Below are 19,871 nucleotides of genomic sequence, written 5' to 3' on the forward strand. Positions count from 1 at the left end.
CTAGCTGCTCCTTAAACATTTAAAAATGCTTTTACTTTCCGTCTTATAAAATACGCAACTATTGCTATTACAGCAAGTACAGCTATGTAGAAGGGGAGACTTTTCTCGAATATGACTTTTGATGAAATATCCGAATAAAGATAGTAGTCTTTTGAATAGTTTCTCTGCTTCACGTTTAATTTTCCAATAGGTGTATTGCCCTTAAGTTTACTCGTATCTACATTGTATATCGATGTAGTTTCCTTGATTTCACTATTGTTTATAGAGTTATTGTAGTATTTTACATCCTGTGATATGCGTATTGGAACTTTTAATTTTACAGATGGCCCGAATCCTAGCGGCTTATATTTTAATGTTTTATTGCTTACTATTGAACCTTTCTTTATTAATATTGAAGGTTTTTCTTTATAGCTCCAGTCTATTATTCTTTTCATGTCATTAAAAACGTAACTATCTAAAGGATCATACACCGAGTCCATCACAACCCCTAAAATTTTTCTGCCGGAACGTTCATACACTGTTACAAGGCATCGTCCAGCAGGAACAGTGTATCCGGTTTTACCGCCTATACATCCGTCTTTTCCGAGAAGCTTGTTTGTATTTTTAAGAGGAAGGGTTACTCCCTTTGAAGTTTTTATTGTTTTAGTCTTTGTATTTATTGTTTTTCTTATCCATGGTATTTTAAAAGCGTGTTTTGTAATTATGCTCATGTCATATGCGGTTGAGTAATGATTTGCGTTGTGAAGTCCATTTGGTGTAACAAAATGTGTATTTTGAAGCCCAAATTCCTTTGCCTTTGCATTCATCCTAGAAGCAAAATCGGGAACTGTTTTAGATACATTTTCAGCTATCATGTATGCTATATCATTTGCAGAATGCATTAACATGCCGTACATTGCAGATGAAGCCGTCATTGTATCTGAAACATCAATCTTGTGAATGTCACTGTTTAAGGAGGAAGGCGGCTGAAGCTTGGCTCCTTTTGTGTATTTTAAAATTGAAGTTTCTTTTTTGGTTTCGCTTAAAATTATTGCCGTCATAAGTTTTGTAGTACTTGCAGGGTATACTTTTGTATCTATGTTTTTTTCGTATATTATTTCTCCGGTTTGCATATCTACTGTAATTGCAGATTTCCCGTATATGCTTGGAGGAGGGGTGTTTTCTGCAGCTTGGACACCAATGTTGCAGCTAAAAAATATTGTAGCAAATACGGATAAATTTATAATGAATTTATTTTTAATCAATTTAATCAGCTCCGTTTATTCAAGTTAATATATATTTATTATGAAAGAATATTATAATATGAATATAACATTAAAAGTATATCATTAAGAATTATATTTTACAATTATATGAATAGGGTGATTTATATGAGGAACATAGGCGAAATATTCAAACATAGAAAGGCGGATATCATGGGAAGTTCAAACCAAGCCGCAGTTATGATACTTCTTGCAGATTTCGAAGATAACCCAAACATAATATTTGAGGTAAGGTCAGGAAAGCTTTTACACCAGCCTGGAGATATATGTCTGCCTGGAGGAAAGATAGAGAGTGGTGAAAGCAGAAGAGATGCAGCTATAAGGGAGACTATGGAGGAACTGAGCCTGAAAAGGGAGAACATTGAGTTTTTGGGAGATTTGGACTATATGATAACGCCATTTAATTTTGTAATGTTTCCATTTGTGTCGAAGCTTAAAGAAGGGTATGAAATAGCTCCCAGCAGGGATGAAGTGGACCATGTATTCAAAGTGCCACTCAGTTTTTTTATGGAAACTGAGCCTCTTGTGTATAAATGTCCGCTTGTTCGCAAGATAGATGACAAGTTTCCATATCATTTGATAAACAATGGAAAAAAGTATAGTTTCAGGGAAGGAAGCATAGTAGACTACTTTTATAAGTATGATGATTATGTTATATGGGGATTTACAGCAAAAGTGATGAAAAGTTTTGCTGATATAATAAAATCATACAGTTAAATGTTTAAAAGCTTTCTTGCTAGAATAAAATATTGTAACAAGAAAGCTTGATTTTAATTATTCTTCGTAGGTTTTTGAATATTTGTGAAGAAGATCTCTCTTTAAGTTCCAAAGTTTCTCTGAGAGGTCAACGTAATAGTTATGAGGATTTTCAAGTCTTAAAACCTCTGGCCACATTTTTTCTGTTTCAGATTTTACAACTTTTTTGATTTCAGCCACGGAAGGACTGTTATAGACAAGTTTTCCATTGTCAAATATTTTCACCATTAATTCTCTGGCATAGTAATTTTTTAACTTTTTCTTTTTCCACGTGAATACAGGGTCAAATATTTCAATTGGTTTATCGGTGTCTATTTTTTCGTCACGCAGGGTTATAAGATCTGCTATGGCTTTGTTTTCTTGGTTATCGTACAATCTGTATATTTTTTTGAATCCTGGATTTGTTATCTTTTCTTCATTTTCGCTTATTTTTATCTTAGGAACTATGTCTCCATTTAAGCCCTCAACTGCAGATAGCTTGTATACACCCCCAAATACGGGTTCAGACTTTGCAGTTATAAGCCTTTCCCCAACTCCAAAGGAATCTATATAGGCACCCTGACTTAGGACATCTCTTATTATGAACTCGTCAAGTGAATTTGAAATCACTATTTTCACATCCGGGAAGCCGGCATCATCAAGTATTTTTCTGCATTTTTTAGTGAGATATGTAATGTCTCCGCTGTCTATCCTTATTCCTTTTGGTTTTATTCCCTTTGGAAGAAGATATTCTTTGAATACTTTTATAGCATTCGGGAGACCTGATTTAAGAACGTTATATGTATCTATTAGAAGGACACAGTTTTCAGGATATATTTCAGCCCAGGCTTTAAAGGCTTCATATTCCGATGGAAAAAGTTGAATCCAGCTGTGAGCCATGGTTCCTACTGCAGGTATTCCAAACATCTGTTCAGATATGGTACAGGCAGTTGAACTACATCCGCCTATAACGGCAGCTCTTGCCCCATATACGGCACCATCATATCCTTGGGCACGTCTTGAACCAAATTCCATAACAGGCCTTCCTTTTGCAGCACGACATATTCTGTTTGCTTTTGTAGCAATGAGTGTCTGATGATTTATTGTGAGAAGTATCATGGTTTCAACAAATTGGGCTTGTATTGCAGGTCCTCGCACGGTTATCAGAGGTTCATTCGGAAATACAGGATTGCCTTCTGGAATTGCCCATACATCGCAGGCAAATTTGAAATTTTCTAATAACTCTAAAAATTTTTTCGAAAACTCACCTTTTGTTTCTAAATAATCTATGTCTTCTTTAGAGAATTTTAAGTTTGACAGATATTCTATTACCTGCTGTACTCCTGCCATAATACAGTAACCGCCGTCATCAGGGATTTTTCTGAAAAACATATCAAAATAAGCAATTCTATTGCCTAGATTACTTTCTAAATACCCGTTTCCCATGGTTAATTCATAAAAATCAACTAGCATAGTTAGATTTCTACTATTCCTTACGTCAAAATTTTTAATGTTCTCCATAAATAAAATCTCCTCTATTATGTTTTGATTATTTTCAATAAGACAATAATTATGTATATACACATTGTAATACTTTGGAGAATTTATTACAATAGTTAGATTTAAATGGATTACATTATTTAGGGAAGTGAAAATTGTGAGGCTGGATCAAAAACAAAAAGACGCAGTTTATACGAATTATGGAAAAGTGGTTGTATGTGCTCCGCCAGGTTCGGGAAAAACTACGGTTATAATAAATAGAATTTGGAACCTTGTTCAAAATATGGGAGCCGATCCTAAATCAATACTTGTAATAACTTTTACGAGGGCGGCGGCTTTAAATATGAGAGAAAGATATGCTAAAATTTCGGGAATTGTAGATAATACGCCTTGTTTCAGTACATTTCATTCATTTTTTTATAAAGTTTTATCCAGAGCAGAAAACAAAGATATAGATATAATAGAGCAAAATTGTTCAATCGGTATAATAAAATCCACGTTGGAACAATATATGGATTTTGTAGATGATGAATACGCAGTAAGGGTGATTGGAGAAATATCACGATTCAAGACAGGACATTCAAATCTTGAAAATTTTAAGAGTAAAATGGACAAAAGTGTTTTTATAAAGTGCTTTAAATGTTACGAAAGATATAAACGTGAAAACAATAAGGCCGATTTTGATGACTTGCAACTTCAAGTGGGAAAGCTTTTTCTAGAAAACAGGGCAGAACTTGATTATTGGAGGAATTTGTTTAAATATATACTTGTAGATGAGTTTCAGGATTCCGACAGGTTTCAAATAGATATATTGAAGCTTATATCAGATGGAAATTCAGTATTTGCAGTTGGAGATGAAGATCAATGTATTTATGGATTCAGAGGTTCCGATCCTGTATGCATGATAGATTTCGAAAAGTATTTTCCTGGAGGAAAAACCCTGTTTCTTGATGTAAACTACAGAAGTATGAAAAATATAGTGAACTTGTCAATAAGGCTTATAGGCTGTAATGAGAAAAGAAATGATAAAGTTATAAAATCGGATAAGTCAGACAGCGGAGAGATAAATATTGAAAATTTTAAGGATGAGTATGCAGAGATTTCACATTTATCGTCAAAGATAGAGAAACTAGTAAGTTTAAACAATTATAATTATCAAGATATAGCGGTTTTATACAGGAGTAATTATGAAGTACGGAATATAATTGATGATTTTTTAAAATCAAATGTTGATTTTAGATTTCTTGGGGAAGGGTATGATTTTTTCGAACATTTTATATGCAGAGATATTGTTTCATATCTTAAACTTTCACTTGAAGGATATGACAAAGATAGCTTTTCAAGAATAATAAACAGACCTTCAAGGTACATTAGCCGAATTAATATTAAAAAAGTTTGGGATTACCCTGTAAGGGAAAATTGCTTTGACACACTGAGGACTATAGGAGAAATTTCGATACCACAAATCAAAGTTGTATCAAAACTCAAGAAAGGTATAAAAAAGTTGAGTAAAGTTCCACCGCTTAGGGCAATAGACATGATATTATACAGGCTTGGGTATTACATATACATTGAAGAATACTGCAAAGGCAGCAATTTAAAAATGTCACAGCTTAAATATATAGTGGATGAATTAAAGGAGGAGGCTTCAAAGTTTTCAACTATCCTGGATTTTATAGAACATGTAGAAAAGTTCTCGGAAAAGGTGAAAGTGGCTCAAGAATCAGAAAAGGGGGTTCTTTTGAGTACCATTCATGGTGTAAAGGGAATGGAGTTTAAGAATGTTTTTATTATAAATTGCTGTGAAGGAATTATACCACATGAGAGCAGTATGGAAAGTATGATAGAGGAGGAGAGAAGACTTTTCTATGTAGGAATTACAAGGGCTATAGACAATTTGTATTTATATTCTACAGACAGTATCAGGGGAAGCAAAAAGAAAGTGTCAAGGTTTATAAAGGAGATTACAAGGAGTGTATGAGATATATATTTCCACTTTTTTACTGTAAAAACATATTAATATGTTATAAAATAACAATATAATTTGAAATTTTATGTAAAACTTTAAATAATTATATAAGAGATATAAATATAAGTGGTAAAAGAACCAAAAGACTTATGAAAAAATTAGGCATAAAGTCCACTGTTTGCAAGAAATTCAGGATATATAACTGGAGGAAAAATGAGAAATGAGAATAGTAATAACTTTTAAAGTGGAAGATTCTATAACAATAAATATACAATATAATCACATGCTACAAGCTATAATTTTAAAATGGTTAAATGACGAAAATTATCAAAAATTTATTCATGATACAGGTTATAAATTGGGAAATAGAAAGTATAAGTTATATACATTCTCAAGACTTCAAGGGAAATTTAAAATAGATTCAACAAAAGGGGTGATAACATATTATGATGAAGCTAGACTTGAAATTGCTTCTCAGGATGATAAATTTTTAAGCTATCTAATAAATGGGATTATTATCAAAGATGATATATATATCGGTAAGAATAAATTGACAATACAAAATATAGAATGTCAAAATGATCATTTAAAATCAGGAGTAAAAATATATACGAAATCTCCTATTACAGTTTATAGTACTTTTGAAATTTTGGATAAAAAGAAAACGTATTACTATACACCTTTTGAAAGGGAATTTTCAAAACTTATAAGGGAAAATTTGATTAAAAAGTATAGAGCGTTATACAATAAAGAACCATCAGATGATAGCTTTGAAATAAATTGCATTAAAAACTCAAAATTAAAGGAAAGGATAATAATTTATAAAGGGATAGTTATAAAAGGATGGGTTGGAGAGTTTGTTTTAACTGGATCAGAAGAGCTCATAAATATTGGGTATAATTCGGGCTTTGGATCTAAGAATTCTCAAGGATTTGGTTATGTCTCAAAATGCAAAAATAAAGAGGTGAAGGTAAAGTGCTTGAGGGAATAATTCAAATAGGTAATTCTATGCTTTTAAATAATGGAGACATGCTTTCAAATTTAATAAAAAATGTTCCATTGACTAATAAAAAAGGAAATCAGATGTATGTATTAAAATTATGTTTTGATACAGTAAAAGATGAATTTTATATAGATACAAATGAAGAGATTAATTCAAAAACGGCAGAAAACTATTTATTTATAGGATCAGCAGATGCATCAGCGTCGGCACAGTGGTTTGTATCAAGCAATTCATATGTATATCATTTAACCGAAACATTTAGTAATTTAATAAACATAGATTTTGGGTGTGAATTAAATGCAAAAATTAAAAAAGTATTTGAAAATTTTTATGTTGATTTAGGAGATAAATTTAAATCAAATAAAAATCGATATGTGTTAAATTATAAAAAATGTGGAGTTGGAGAAGACGTATTAGATACACTAGATAGAGTTACCGGTGCTGAAACAGAAGAGGATGAAAAACAAAAACTTAAAAATATAATAACGAAGCTTAGAAAAGAATATTTTAGACAATTTGAGAATTATATAAAAACTGAATTTAACATAAAAAAGGATGAAATAGGTCTATATACTATTTTTATAGATGGGATTTCGTTAAGTAATTTTAAAGAATATAAGGATGCCGTATTAAAAAGTAAAAAGAAAAACAAATCTAAACATAATATAAAGGGTTTCTGCAGCATGTGTGGAAGCAGTGAGAGACTTACATCAGATTTATCAAAAATGAAAATTAAATACTATACTACAAATCAAATAATATTTGCAAGTGGTTTGAAAGATTATGGAAAAAACATGCTGCTTTGTGAGAAGTGTTTGGATAAGTTGATTGTCGGTGAAAATTATATACAAAATAAATTGAACACACGGCTCTCTGGGTTTACAGTGTATTTAATTCCACATTTTGTATTTGGAGAGCCTATAAGTAAAAAAGATATGGATAGAGTATCAGATAGAATAAATAACTCCTTTAATACAGTTAAAAATTTAACTGGAATAGATGACTTTAAAACTGAAATTCAAAATATATCTGATATAGTTAATGAAAACAATTATTTTTTAATAAATATAATATTCTATAAAAGAGCTAATAAAGTTACTAGAGAAACCAAAATTCAAAAATTCATTAAAGATGTAAATCCATCTATATTTGAAAAGATAATGAATGAGTCATATACAATATCAAAATTGGGGAAGAAGATAGTGAACAAAAACTATAAAGTAACTGTGGATTTACAGACATTTTATTTTATGACACCAATTAGAGTTAAAAATTCTAAACCCATGAATTACAGAAAACTTCTTCAAATTTATGATGCAGTTTTAACACAGAGAAGATTGAAATTAGGAGAGTTTATACAGGGTGTACTTTCGTGTATTAGAATTCAGTTTTTTGATAAACAGGGATACAATGTAAATTCAAAGACAGGAATACATTCAACAATACTTAAATCTAATTTTTGTATAAAATTTTTGAAAGATATAGGATGTATTGAGGAGGAAGAAAAAATGGACACTTCTGATTTAAAAGTAAAGGATGATATTAAAGATTATATTTTGGAAATGGAATATGATGAGCAGCAAAGTGCAATGTTTTTGCTGGGATATCTTATAGGAGAAATAGGAAATGCTCAGTATAAAAGAATGGGAGAAGATAGAAAGCCAATTTTGAACAAGCTTAACTTTGGAGGAATTGATAAAAATAAAATTATAAGACTAACTAATGATATTTTTAATAAATTAGTTCAAGAAAAAATAAGAAAATATAATGAAGTTACTTTTTCAGAGTGTAAGAGGCTGCTAGATTTAAATAAGGATTCATGGAAACTCAATAAGCAGGAAAATTTATTTTATGTATTGTCAGGATATGGATATGATACTACAAGGGCAATGTTAAACAAGGGAGGAAAAGAGAATGAATAATAGTGAAATTTTATATTTATATGATGCTAAACTTACTAATCCAAATGGTGATCCAGACGAAGAAAATAGACCTCGAATGGATTATGAAAGAGAAATAAATCTTGTTTCTGATTTGAGAATGAAAAGATATATAAGAGACTATCTAATTGATATGGGATATGAATTGTTTGTTTCAAAAATTGATGGACAATCTGTAACTGCAGAAAGAAGAATAGAAAAATTGGGCAAAAGTGACAGTGATACAATTTTGGACAGTCTTATTGATGTAAGACTTTTTGGAGCGACAATTCCCATTAAAAAAAACAATAAAAACTTTATAGGACCAGTTCAATTTAATTGGGGATATTCCTTAAATAGAGTGGAACTTTTAGAAGCAAGTATAACATCACATTTTGCATCGGGAGAAGGAAATAAGCAAGGAGCAATAGGAAAGGATTATAGAGTCAAATATTCTTTTATTGCGTTCAGTGGAGTTATAAGCGGAAAAAGAGCAGAACATACAAGGCTTAAAGATGATGATGTAAAAATTTTGGATAAGGCCATGAGGTATGCAATACCTGAATTAGCAACAAGAAGTAAGATTGGTCAGTATCCAAGGCTATATATTAGAGTTGAATATAAAGATAGTGAGACTATACTTGGAGATCTAAGAGACTATCTTAAATTTTCATCTAATGATGAAAGTGTACGTGATATAAAAGAAGTAAAGCTTGATGTAACAGAGCTTAAGAAGTTTCTAATCAAACATAAAGATAGAATATTTAAGCTTAATTACTTTGCAGATGAAAAGCTAAATATTTTAATTGATGGGAATAAGGTTACATTTGAGGAGGCATTTTCTGAATTTGAATTAAATGAAGTAAAGTAAGGTGAAAAATATGGATTTATTGATATTAAAAGTAAAAGGCAGATTTGCACATTTTAAAAAGTTTTATACCAATTCATCTTCTCTGTCCTATTCAGTACCTCCAAGAACAACAATAGCAGGATTAATTGCAGCTACTCTAGGATATGAAAGAGACAGTTACTATGATTGTTTTTCTAAGAAGAATATGAATATAGCTGTAAAAAAACTTGGGGTTATAAGAAGGATAATGCAGAGTGTAAATTACATCAAAGCTACAAATCCTAAGGGGATACTGTGTCCAAAGGAACACACACAAATTCCTATAGAAATTTTAACTGGAGATGAGGGAGTTCAATATATTATTTATATTAACTGTACTGATAGAAATATAATGGACAAGTTAGAATATAGGGTTAAAAAAAAGAAATATGTTTATTCACCATATCTTGGAGCTGCAGCATTTAACTGTACATTAGAATTTTGTTCAAGAGTAAATGCACAAATATGCAAAGAAAAAGAAGTTATAGAGGTATCTACACTAGTAAATTCAGATTATATAGTTAAAGGAAGCATAGACATATTTTCAAATGAGAGAGCTAAACTTTTGAAAGAAAGAATGCCTGTTGAATTTTCAAAAGACAGGGAAATAGGTAAGATGGCTTCGTATATATATGACGACAATGGAGGAAAATTAAAGTTGAGTATTGCTTCAGAATTTGTAAAACTTGAAGATGAAAATATAGTGTTTATGTAGGAGTTGATATTTTGAAATTTTATTCACATCCAAACAAACTGCTATTAACCCATTTAAAAGAGGTTAATAATATATCTCAAGCATACTGCGATAAAGAATATAGTAAAGCTCAGGAAATATTGAGCTTTACACATGACTTTGGCAAATACACTACATTTTTTCAAAAGTATATACTTGGCAGTGATAAGATAAAAAACGACTTAAATGGACATGGATTTATTTCTGCACTATTTGGGGCATATATTGCCCTAAATTTATATGGAGATAATATTTTGCCTGTTATAATATATAACTCCATACTGCATCACCATGGCAGTATAAAAAATGTTGAATTAAATTTGCCTAAAAATTTTAGAAGAAATGTAATAGATAGACCGGATCTTCGAGAAAAAGTTGATACTGCGTATACTCAACTTGATGACATAGAGAAAAACAGGGAATTTATAAGAAATGACTATAAGAGAATTGGGTATGATATTTATTTTGATGATTTTCTAGCAGAAAAGCCAGTTGAAAAAATATTAATTAGGCTTAGAAAAATTCATTATAAATTTGATTATTATAATGAAAATGAAGAGGCATATTTTGTAAATCAGATGTTGTATAGTTCTCTTATAGCGGCTGATAAAATCAGTGCTGCCAATATATTAATTCCAGAAGTTAAATTTGCAGATTTTAACACCTTAAATTGCACTAAAAACAGTATATTTAGAGATAATGAAAAGAAAAATATCGATGTAATTAGAGAACAGATATTTAAAGAAGTACAAATAAAACTTAAAGAGGTATATAAAGATAGCAATCTATTTTCAATAACATCACCAACTGGCACAGGAAAAACCTATTGTGGATTCTTTGCGGCTTTAAAGCTTAGAGAACTTCTTACGGAAAATAGAAAAATAATATATTCACTTCCATTTACATCTATTATAAATCAAAACTATTCATCAATATATTCTCTTTTTGAGAAGATCCCTAATTTTAAAAAAGAAAGCAGTGAATATATAATAAAACATCATAGTTTGGCAGATGTGGAGTACAGCAGTGAGTATGAGAATTATACGAAGGTTAAAGCTGAAATGTTAATAGAAAATTGGAATAGTGGTATTGTAGTAACTACTTTTGTACAACTTCTTCAGACATTAATAGGAAATAAAAATAGGATGCTCAAAAAATTTAATGCACTTAAAAATTCAATAATTATTTTGGATGAAATACAAGCTATAGATATAAAATATCTGAAACTTATAGAATTTATTCTTATATCGTCTAGTAAATATCTAAATTGCAAGATAATAATGATGACCGCAACTAAGCCTATTATACTTTCAGAAGCAGTTGAACTTTTAAAAGACAATAAAAAGTATTTTGACATGTTTAATAGAACCTCAATTATTCCGGAGATTAAACCTTTGAAAGTAGAAGATTTTATTGAAGAGTTTTATGAAAAGGTTCAGGATAAATCTTATCTTATAATATGCAATACGATAGGGCAGTCTTTAAAAATTTATAGAGAAGTAAAAAACAGTGGAAGAAAAGTGATGTATTTATCAACGAATATTTTACCTTGTCATAGAAAGGAACGCATAGATGAAATTAAACAAAGGCTTGAAAAAAATCAAAAAATAATAGTAGTATCAACTCAGGTTGTTGAAGCTGGAGTTGATTTTGACTTTGATATTGTAATTAGAGATATAGCGCCGATTGATTCAATAATACAGGCAGCGGGAAGATGTAATAGAAATGGAGAGAAAGATTTAGGTAAGGTATATGTTTATTCAATGATAGATGACAGAGGAATGTATTATGGGAGTAGGGTTTATGGCAAAACCTTGATAAATATAAGCAAAAAGCTGCTGGAGTGTAGAAATACTATAAGCGAAAATGAGTATTTTTATTTTATATCAACTTATTTTGGTGAAGTTAATAAAAATAAAAATCAAGAAGCTTCTGAAGAATTTATAAAGTCCATTGTAAATATGTATTTTAGTGATAGGGATTACAGCATAGATAAGTTTTCACTCATAGAAGAAAAGAGTAATTATGCAGAGGTGTTTTTTAGAATAAATGATGAGGCTGAAGATATCTATTGTAGATTGTTAAAGGTTCTTAAGATAAAGGATATTCAGATTAAAAACGAAAAAATGCTTGAGATAAAAAATAAAGTTAGAGAATATACTTTGTCTATTCCTTTTAAGTATATAGATAGAGTAAATGACAAAGATGATATTATATTGAATCTTCCCAAAAGTGCTTGTGATGTCTATTATGATGATATGACCGGGTATAAGAGAGAAGATGATGATGACTTTTTTGTTATGTAGGGAGTGATATTATGTATGTAAATGGAACGATGGTTTGGTATTATAATGTGTGTAAAAGAGAAGTATGGCTTATGTCAAGAGCTATAGTTCCTGACCAGCATGATGAAAATATAGATATAGGACGTTTTATACATGAACGTACATACAGCAGAAATGATAAGGAAATCAGTTTTGGAAATGTAAAGTTTGATGTTATTTTTAAATCTAAGGATCAGATAACAATCGGTGAAACTAAGAAATCATCTAAATATGCTGAAGCTTCGAAATGGCAGCTTATGTATTATTTAAATGAATTAAAAAATGCGAATATAAAGGCTAAGGGTGTTTTATTGTATCCAGAGGAAAAAAAGAAAACTAATATAAAACTTACAAAAGATGACATTTGTAAATTAAATGAAATAAGTATTGATATAGAAAAAATTTGTAAGATGGATAGTCCGCCTACCGTCAAAAAAGTGGCGTTTTGCAAAAATTGTGCTTATAGAGAGTATTGTTATTCATAGGAGGATATTATGAAAAAGGATATTTATATTTTCAATGATGGTGATTTGAAAAGAAAAGATAATACAGTTTATTTTGAAACTCAAGGCAGAAAAAAATATTTACCTATTGAAGAATTGAACAATATATGGGTGTTTGGTGAGATAAATTTAAATAAAAAGTTTCTTGATTTTGTCTCGCAAAAGGAAATATGTATACATTTTTTTAACTATTATGGATATTACACTGGAACTTTTTATCCACGAGAACATTTAAATTCTGGATATGTAATATTAAAGCAGGCAGAGAATTATCTTGATTATGACAAAAGGCTTAGAATTGCGAAGATGATAATAGAAACTGCTGTTGAAAATATAATAGTCATTTTAAGGTATTATAATTCAAGGGGAGTAAAACTTGAACTAGAGCTTGATGACATTAGACAGAAAAAGGCATCTATGGATACATGCAGTACGATAGAAGAGCTTATGGCTGTTGAAGGAAATATTAGACAAGAGTATTATACATGTTTTTCTAGAATAATAAAAAATCCTGAATTTGAATTTAAGGTTAGGAGTAAAAGACCTCCAAGAGATAAGATAAATGCACTTATTAGTTTTGGAAATTCAATGATGTATACTACTGTTTTAGGAGAAATATACCAGACGCAACTAGATCCAAGAATAGGATACCTTCATTCTACAAATATGAGACGTTTTTCGCTAAATCTTGATATAGCTGAGATATTTAAACCTATAATAGTTGACAGAACTATTTTTACTATTTTAAATAGGAATGAATTAAATGAGAAGGACTTTGAATCTGAGCTTAATGGAATAATGTTAAATACCAGAGGAAGAAAAAAGTTTATAGAAGAATATAATAACAAATTATTAAAGACAATAAAACATCCTAAGATAGGCACTACTGTTAGCTATAAGCGTATAATAAGACTTGAACTTTATAAACTTCAAAAGTACATAACTGAGGATGAACCTTATAATGGATTTATTGCGAGGTGGTAGCTATGTTTGTTATACTAGTATATGACTTTGGGGAAAAACGTGTTGGAAGAGCCCTTAAAAAATGTAGAAAGTACCTAACTTGGGTTCAAAATTCTGTTTTTGAGGGAGATATAAGTGTTGCTAATTTAAAAAAGTTAAAATGTGAGCTTTCTGATATTATGGAGCGAAGTGAAGATTCCGTAATAATTTATACTTTCAGAAGCACAAAATATTCTAATAGAGAAGTTCTTGGAGTAACAAAGAATAAGCAGGATATATTTCTATAAATAATAATGAATTATTTTGTCGTCGACCTTTAGTAGTGCAAAAAACACTGAGGGTCGACGACTTTTTATATTGGCTTAATCACAAGGATTAAAAACTTTGAGGCGATTTTTGAAAAAATTTTCAATACAGTTGCTTTTTTAAAGAAGCTGATGTATCCTATATTCGATGGGGTTTTTAGAATACCTATGAGGAATTGAAACACGTTCTTCTATAAAAGCAAAAACGTTAAAAGGCTCCGTTTTTAGAATACCTATGAGGAATTGAAACTTGCAAATAAGATATAATTCTTTTCTGTCACCTTTTGTTTTTAGAATACCTATGAGGAATTGAAACTCCAACATATCATCTAAAACAAAATAATCTGTATTTGTTTTTAGAATACCTATGAGGAATTGAAACTTCACTAGGGGAAGAGCCAGAATCTGGTTGTGACTGCGTTTTTAGAATACCTATGAGGAATTGAAACCAGGAAAAAAATAAGACAGATAAAGTCGATTGGACAAGGTTTTTAGAATACCTATGAGGAATTGAAACCTGTGGTTCCTATATGCTAGTACAGCATGGGCATATGGTTTTTAGAATACCTATGAGGAATTGAAACCAAAACCAAGTCGAGGAGATGAAAGCGGATGGCACAAGTTTTTAGAATACCTATGAGGAATTGAAACATGACAATGACACTTTGGATTATAACGCTAAACTGCGTTTTTAGAATACCTATGAGGAATTGAAACGCCTATAGAGTTAACAAAGCTAATTCCATAGGCTCGTTTTTAGAATACCTATGAGGAATTGAAACTGACATTTACGCTTGGAGCGTTCTTTTGAATTGCTAAGTTTTTAGAATACCTATGAGGAATTGAAACCCAAGCATTCCTCTCGGATGCCCATGTTTCCATGTAGTTTTTAGAATACCTATGAGGAATTGAAACCAGCAGTAAGTTGTATACAGAGGCTAATGACTATAGGTTTTTAGAATACCTATGAGGAATTGAAACTGCTGATGTGTAAGTTCTGACAATTCTTCAGCCGAAAGTTTTTAGAATACCTATGAGGAATTGAAACAGGCTAGGAGCCAATTGTCCAACCAGTTTCATGGTTTGTTTTTAGAATACCTATGAGGAATTGAAACATAGTTGGACAAGCTAATTTATCTGCAAGATATTCAGGTTTTTAGAATACCTATGAGGAATTGAAACCGAGCTAAACCTGAGGCGTCCGCTGAATTAAGTTCGTTTTTAGAATACCTATGAGGAATTGAAACCATAAAGGTATTGTATGTGTAGTGCATTTGTAGTACTGTTTTTAGAATACCTATGAGGAATTGAAACTTTGTTACCTTGTTCTAATTTATAGTTGGTTACATAAAGTTTTTAGAATACCTATGAGGAATTGAAACATAGTCTCCAATCACGTAAGTTAAATATTTTTATATGTTTTTAGAATACCTATGAGGAATTGAAACCGGAACAAATTGCATAAAATAATAGATTCTAAAAATCGGTTTTTAGAATACCTATGAGGAATTGAAACCAAGTTTTCCTACATTATTTAACTTATAGGAAAGCAGGTTTTTAGAATACCTATGAGGAATTGAAACAAAGGAGATATCCCGGATATAAGTTTTGTAAATGGGTTTTTAGAATACCTATGAGGAATTGAAACATTGTTTCTAATGCTGTAGATAAATCGGGAAATGTTGAGTTTTTAGAATACCTATGAGGAATTGAAACTCTCCTGTATGATATAATTTTAATACTAAATTTTTAAGGTTTTTAGAATACCTATGAGGAATTGAAACTAAATAATAAGAATAGCAAAGAGAACGTTCAAGCCGCGTTTTTAGAATACCTATGAGGAATTGAAACTAGGCATTGACATGCATGCACAAATGCAGACTAGAGCGTTTTTAGAATACCTATGAGGAATTGAAACAAATATTCCTGTTCTTTCTTCCAGTCCTTCATTTTTTGTTTTTAGAATACCTATGAGGAATTGAAACTACTATAATAGCATATAAAGCAAATAAGAATGCTATTGTTTTTAGAATACCTATGAGGAATTGAAATTTATAATAACCCTCTCCGGTAATCTTTTTTCTTTGTGTTTTTAGAATACCTATGAGGAATTGAAATCTTAAACCATATTTGGCTTTAAGCACATGATCTGAGAGTTTTTAGAATACCTATGAGGAATTGAAATTTTGCCTTTGCAGTCCATTTAATTTTATTTCTAACATGTTTTTAGAATACCTATGAGGAATTGAAATATACACTCTGTAATGCACTTGTTTCTGTCTCTAATGGTTTTTAGAATACCTATGAGGAATTGAAATAATTCTCCATCAAGTTCAAATGATTACTTACGCTTCGTTTTTAGAATACCTATGAGGAATTGAAATACATACTTGGTTGAGTTACTATATATTTTTCTTCCGTTTTTAGAATACCTATGAGGAATTGAAATCTGTATAGCACAAAGTCCTCTTTCGCCTGCTCCTTGGTTTTTAGAATACCTATAAGGAATTGAAATGAACGTGACGCTGGCTTTTTATAAAGATATAAATTATCTTCTGCTGTACTTGGCAAAGATGGCTGTAGCTTTTTTTAATATATCAACTGATTCCTCTAGGCCAGCTATCTTTTTTGCTTTTCTATAAGCTGTCGTTCAAGTTTATCTATCCTTGACTTTTCTGGATCTTCTTTTCTTTTTCTATTATTTATCCAGTTTCTTAAAGTCTGATCGTTTATTCTCAAATCATTTGATACACTGATTATAGACCTACCTTCTTCTAATACAAGTCTTATAGCATCAGTTGTAAATTCTGCATTATACCTTCTACCATTACCTGATATTTCTTATCTCCTTCATATGATTATTATATCTAACTCATATGTGTTCATCAATTCGAGTATATGTCAATGCCTTTAAATTTGCAGTCAAAACTTTTAAGAGTTCTTCAGGAAAAAGAAATAATGAGGCTTGGAGGAACTAAGAGTGTTAAGATAGATGTAAGAGTAATTGCTGCTACAAATGAGAATTTAAAGAACTTAACAGAAAATGTTAAGTTTAGAGAAGATTTATTTTATAGACTAAATTTTGTGCCTATAAAAATACCTCTTCTTAGGGAAAGAAAAAAAGATATATCTATTCTTTGTAGAAAAAATTAATACAAATTATGGGAAAAACAAAATATTATAGAGTGACTAATGGTAATGGATGATCAAGGCTATATAACTTTTAGCAGTGTAAAGAAAGTACTTGGAATTAACAATTATGATGAAGTAAAAGTTGAAGCAGATAATTTGAACTTAAAGTCGGCAGTGAGTTTATTAGAAAAAGATTTAAAAAAGTATGGGAGTACATATAAAGCTGCAAAAGTTTTAGGTGTTACACAACATACAGTTTCTAGAAAAGCGAAAGCGTTGGGTATAAAATTTGGCAATAAGTAGTGCATTTATTATTATATTTATAATCATACGCAAAGAGTATGGACATAAAAGAAATAGTGTATAAAATATATACATGCATGAAAAATATACAATATTTTATAATTACCTAGTACTATGATAAAAATATAACCAATAGTATATTATGTATAGAAAATATACACATTTATAATGTATAAATTATAAAGAAATAAATTAGTAGTTGTTACCTAGAATAAATTAGAGGGGTATCAGTGCATATTTTTAATGTTTATTTTGTTGATCACAAATTATTGGCACGATTTTTGCTTAATATATTGTGCAAGGGGTGAGTATATGGAATATAAAAATATTAAATTTGGGACGCAGAATAATGTGGGTATATTAACCATTAATAGACCTAAAGCATTAAATGCACTTAATACAGAAGTATTGAATGAAATTAATCTATGTATAGATGAGATTAATAGTAATAAAAATGTTTACATACTTATAATTACAGGAGAGGGCAAGGCATTTGTGGCTGGAGCAGATATAGCTGAGATGAAAGATAAAACTCCAGATCAGGCAAGAAAATTTGCTGAATTAGGATTGTCTGTATTTAGAAAAATTGAGCTTATGGAAAAGCCTGTTATTGCAGCGGTTAATGGTTTTGCATTAGGCGGAGGCTGCGAACTATGCATGAGCTGCGATATAAGGATAGCATCAGAGAAAGCTAAATTTGGACAACCTGAAGTTGGTTTGGGCATTATACCAGGATTTGCAGGTACTCAAAGACTTTCAAGATTAGTTGGTACTGGAAAGTCAAAAGAATTAATATATACAACTGATATGATTAATGCTGAAGAAGCAGAAAAAATAGGATTAGTTAATAAAGTAACTCCACCTGATCAATTAATGATTGAAGCAAAAAAAATGGCAGAAAAAATTGCTCTGAAGGCTCAAGCAGCTGTAAGGTATGCTAAGATATCAATCAATAAAGGTATTGAGACTGATATAGAAACAGGCATGACAATTGAAAATCATCTATTTAGCTTATGTTTTTCAACTGATGATCAAAAAGAAGGAATGGAAGCCTTTTTGAAAAAAAGGAATCCAAATTTTAAACTGTAGATAGTTATGATCTTTATTATAAATAATAATTTTAGGAGGAAGCTACATGAAAGAAGTTGTTATAGTAAGTGCAGTTAGAACCGCAGTAGGAAAATTTGGAGGAACACTCAAGGATGTACCAGCAGTCGAATTAGGTGCAGTTGTAATTAAAGAGGCATTGAAAAGATCAGGCGTTAAACCAGAAATGGTAGATGAAGTTATAATGGGAAATGTTCTTCAAGCAGGACTTGGACAGAACCCAACAAGACAAGCTCTTATAAAAGCGGGCATTCCAGAATATGTACCTGGATTTACAATAAATAAAGTATGTGGATCAGGTCTTAGAACGGTAAGTCTGGCAGCCCAAATGATAAAAGCAGGAGATGCAGACATAATAGTTGCAGGTGGAATGGAGAACATGTCAGCGGCTCCATATGTGCTTCAAAAAGCAAGATGGGGACAGAGAATGGGAGACGGAAAGTTAGTAGATGAAATGATAACAGACGGATTATGGGATGCTTTTAATGGATACCATATGGGTATAACTGCTGAAAATGTAGCTGAGAAATGGAACATAACTAGAGAAGAACAGGACGCTTTTGCAGCAGCTTCACAGCAAAAAGCAGAGGCAGCAGTAAAAAGTGGAATATTTAAGGATGAAATTGTCCCAATAGTTGTAAAAGCTAGAAAAGGTGAAATAATATTTGATACAGATGAATTTCCTAGATTTGGAACAACTAAGGAATCACTTGCAAAATTAAAGCCTGCATTTAAAAAAGATGGTACAGTTACAGCAGGAAATGCTTCAGGAATTAATGATGCAGCAGGAGCAATAGTTGTTATGAGTGCGGATAAGGCAAAGGAATTGGGAATAAAACCAATGGCAAAGATACTTTCTTATGGATCAAAGGGCCTGGACCCATCAATAATGGGATATGGACCATTCCATGCAACAAAGAAAGCGCTGGAGAAGGCTAATTTAACAGTAGAAGACTTGGATTTAATAGAATCAAATGAAGCTTTTGCTGCACAAAGTTTAGCTGTAGCTAAGGACTTAAAGTTTGATATGGATAAGGTAAATGTAAATGGAGGAGCAATATCAATAGGCCATCCAATAGGAGCATCTGGAGCTAGAATTCTTATAACACTTTTATATGAGATGCAGAAGAGAGATTCCAAAAAAGGTTTAGCAACTCTGTGCATAGGCGGTGGAATGGGAACAGCCATTATAGTTGAAAAATGTTAGAAAAAATAAAATAAATA

Annotated in this window: 17 protein-coding genes and 1 CRISPR repeat array; of the genes, 14 read left to right on the forward strand and 3 right to left on the reverse strand. The window is 30.8% G+C overall.

Annotated features, from left to right (window positions below):
• Positions 1–11: 11 nt before the first annotated feature.
• Positions 12–1,244, reverse strand: coding sequence for a D-alanyl-D-alanine carboxypeptidase family protein (locus tag AC4CVH_RS03010; RefSeq protein WP_490786232.1), 1,233 nt, complete (start codon positions 1,242–1,244; stop codon positions 12–14).
• Positions 1,245–1,370: 126 nt separating this feature from the next.
• Between AC4CVH_RS03010 and AC4CVH_RS03015 the strand changes: the two genes are divergently transcribed.
• On the forward strand, positions 1,371–1,979 hold the full coding sequence (locus tag AC4CVH_RS03015; RefSeq protein WP_490786233.1) for an NUDIX hydrolase: 609 nt from the start codon (positions 1,371–1,373) through the stop codon (positions 1,977–1,979).
• A 57-nt stretch (positions 1,980–2,036) separates the two neighbouring features.
• Here AC4CVH_RS03015 and AC4CVH_RS03020 read toward each other — a convergent pair whose 3' ends face one another.
• Positions 2,037–3,518, reverse strand: coding sequence for a nicotinate phosphoribosyltransferase (locus AC4CVH_RS03020; RefSeq protein WP_490786234.1), 1,482 nt, complete (start codon positions 3,516–3,518; stop codon positions 2,037–2,039).
• Between the two features lie 136 nt (positions 3,519–3,654).
• Between AC4CVH_RS03020 and AC4CVH_RS03025 the strand changes: the two genes are divergently transcribed.
• The 9 genes from AC4CVH_RS03025 to cas2 all read left to right on the forward strand — a co-directional run bounded on the left by AC4CVH_RS03025 (position 3,655) and on the right by cas2 (position 14,087).
• A complete protein-coding gene (locus tag AC4CVH_RS03025; protein ID WP_490786235.1) occupies positions 3,655–5,478 on the forward strand; it encodes an ATP-dependent helicase in 1,824 nt (607 codons plus the stop codon).
• Positions 5,479–5,686: 208 nt separating this feature from the next.
• Positions 5,687–6,457: a CRISPR-associated endoribonuclease Cas6 gene (gene cas6, locus AC4CVH_RS03030; RefSeq protein ID WP_490786236.1), complete on the forward strand. Its 771-nt coding sequence runs from the start codon at positions 5,687–5,689 to the stop codon at positions 6,455–6,457.
• On the forward strand, positions 6,442–8,391 hold the full coding sequence (locus tag AC4CVH_RS03035) for a TIGR02556 family CRISPR-associated protein (RefSeq protein ID WP_490786237.1): 1,950 nt from the start codon (positions 6,442–6,444) through the stop codon (positions 8,389–8,391). Before cas6 ends, AC4CVH_RS03035 begins: the two co-directional genes overlap by 16 nt.
• The gene (gene cas7b / locus AC4CVH_RS03040; protein ID WP_490786238.1) at positions 8,384–9,259 is read left to right on the forward strand and encodes a type I-B CRISPR-associated protein Cas7/Csh2; all 876 of its coding nucleotides are present in this window, start codon (positions 8,384–8,386) and stop codon (positions 9,257–9,259) included. Before AC4CVH_RS03035 ends, cas7b begins: the two co-directional genes overlap by 8 nt.
• A gap of 10 nt (positions 9,260–9,269) precedes the next feature.
• A complete protein-coding gene (gene cas5b, locus AC4CVH_RS03045; RefSeq protein ID WP_490786239.1) occupies positions 9,270–9,992 on the forward strand; it encodes a type I-B CRISPR-associated protein Cas5b in 723 nt (240 codons plus the stop codon).
• Between the two features lie 11 nt (positions 9,993–10,003).
• The gene (gene cas3 / locus AC4CVH_RS03050) at positions 10,004–12,316 is read left to right on the forward strand and encodes a CRISPR-associated helicase Cas3' (RefSeq protein ID WP_490786240.1); all 2,313 of its coding nucleotides are present in this window, start codon (positions 10,004–10,006) and stop codon (positions 12,314–12,316) included.
• A gap of 11 nt (positions 12,317–12,327) precedes the next feature.
• Positions 12,328–12,819 (forward strand): CRISPR-associated protein Cas4, encoded by a 492-nt coding sequence (cas4, locus tag AC4CVH_RS03055; protein WP_490786241.1) that lies wholly within the window; start codon positions 12,328–12,330, stop codon positions 12,817–12,819.
• 9 nt (positions 12,820–12,828) lie between these two features.
• On the forward strand, positions 12,829–13,821 hold the full coding sequence (cas1b, locus tag AC4CVH_RS03060; RefSeq protein WP_490786242.1) for a type I-B CRISPR-associated endonuclease Cas1b: 993 nt from the start codon (positions 12,829–12,831) through the stop codon (positions 13,819–13,821).
• Positions 13,822–13,823: 2 nt separating this feature from the next.
• A complete protein-coding gene (gene cas2, locus AC4CVH_RS03065; protein WP_490786243.1) occupies positions 13,824–14,087 on the forward strand; it encodes a CRISPR-associated endonuclease Cas2 in 264 nt (87 codons plus the stop codon).
• Positions 14,088–14,258: 171 nt separating this feature from the next.
• Positions 14,259–16,620: a CRISPR direct-repeat array (repeat unit 30 nt; unit sequence GTTTTTAGAATACCTATGAGGAATTGAAAC).
• Between the two features lie 104 nt (positions 16,621–16,724).
• On the opposite strand, the gene AC4CVH_RS03070 is transcribed toward cas2, so the two are convergent.
• On the reverse strand, positions 16,725–16,943 hold the full coding sequence (locus AC4CVH_RS03070; RefSeq protein WP_490786313.1) for a transposase: 219 nt from the start codon (positions 16,941–16,943) through the stop codon (positions 16,725–16,727).
• A 66-nt stretch (positions 16,944–17,009) separates the two neighbouring features.
• Between AC4CVH_RS03070 and AC4CVH_RS03075 the strand changes: the two genes are divergently transcribed.
• The 4 genes from AC4CVH_RS03075 (at position 17,010) to AC4CVH_RS03090 (ending at position 19,854) form a co-directional block, all read left to right on the forward strand.
• On the forward strand, positions 17,010–17,258 hold the full coding sequence (locus tag AC4CVH_RS03075) for a sigma 54-interacting transcriptional regulator (RefSeq protein WP_490786244.1): 249 nt from the start codon (positions 17,010–17,012) through the stop codon (positions 17,256–17,258).
• 45 nt (positions 17,259–17,303) lie between these two features.
• Positions 17,304–17,540: a hypothetical protein gene (locus AC4CVH_RS03080; RefSeq protein WP_490786245.1), complete on the forward strand. Its 237-nt coding sequence runs from the start codon at positions 17,304–17,306 to the stop codon at positions 17,538–17,540.
• A 312-nt stretch (positions 17,541–17,852) separates the two neighbouring features.
• The gene (locus tag AC4CVH_RS03085) at positions 17,853–18,629 is read left to right on the forward strand and encodes a short-chain-enoyl-CoA hydratase (RefSeq protein WP_490786246.1); all 777 of its coding nucleotides are present in this window, start codon (positions 17,853–17,855) and stop codon (positions 18,627–18,629) included.
• A 46-nt stretch (positions 18,630–18,675) separates the two neighbouring features.
• Positions 18,676–19,854: an acetyl-CoA C-acetyltransferase gene (locus tag AC4CVH_RS03090; protein ID WP_490786247.1), complete on the forward strand. Its 1,179-nt coding sequence runs from the start codon at positions 18,676–18,678 to the stop codon at positions 19,852–19,854.
• Positions 19,855–19,871 lie beyond the last annotated feature (17 nt).

The organism is Clostridium pabulibutyricum (assembly GCF_058242705.1).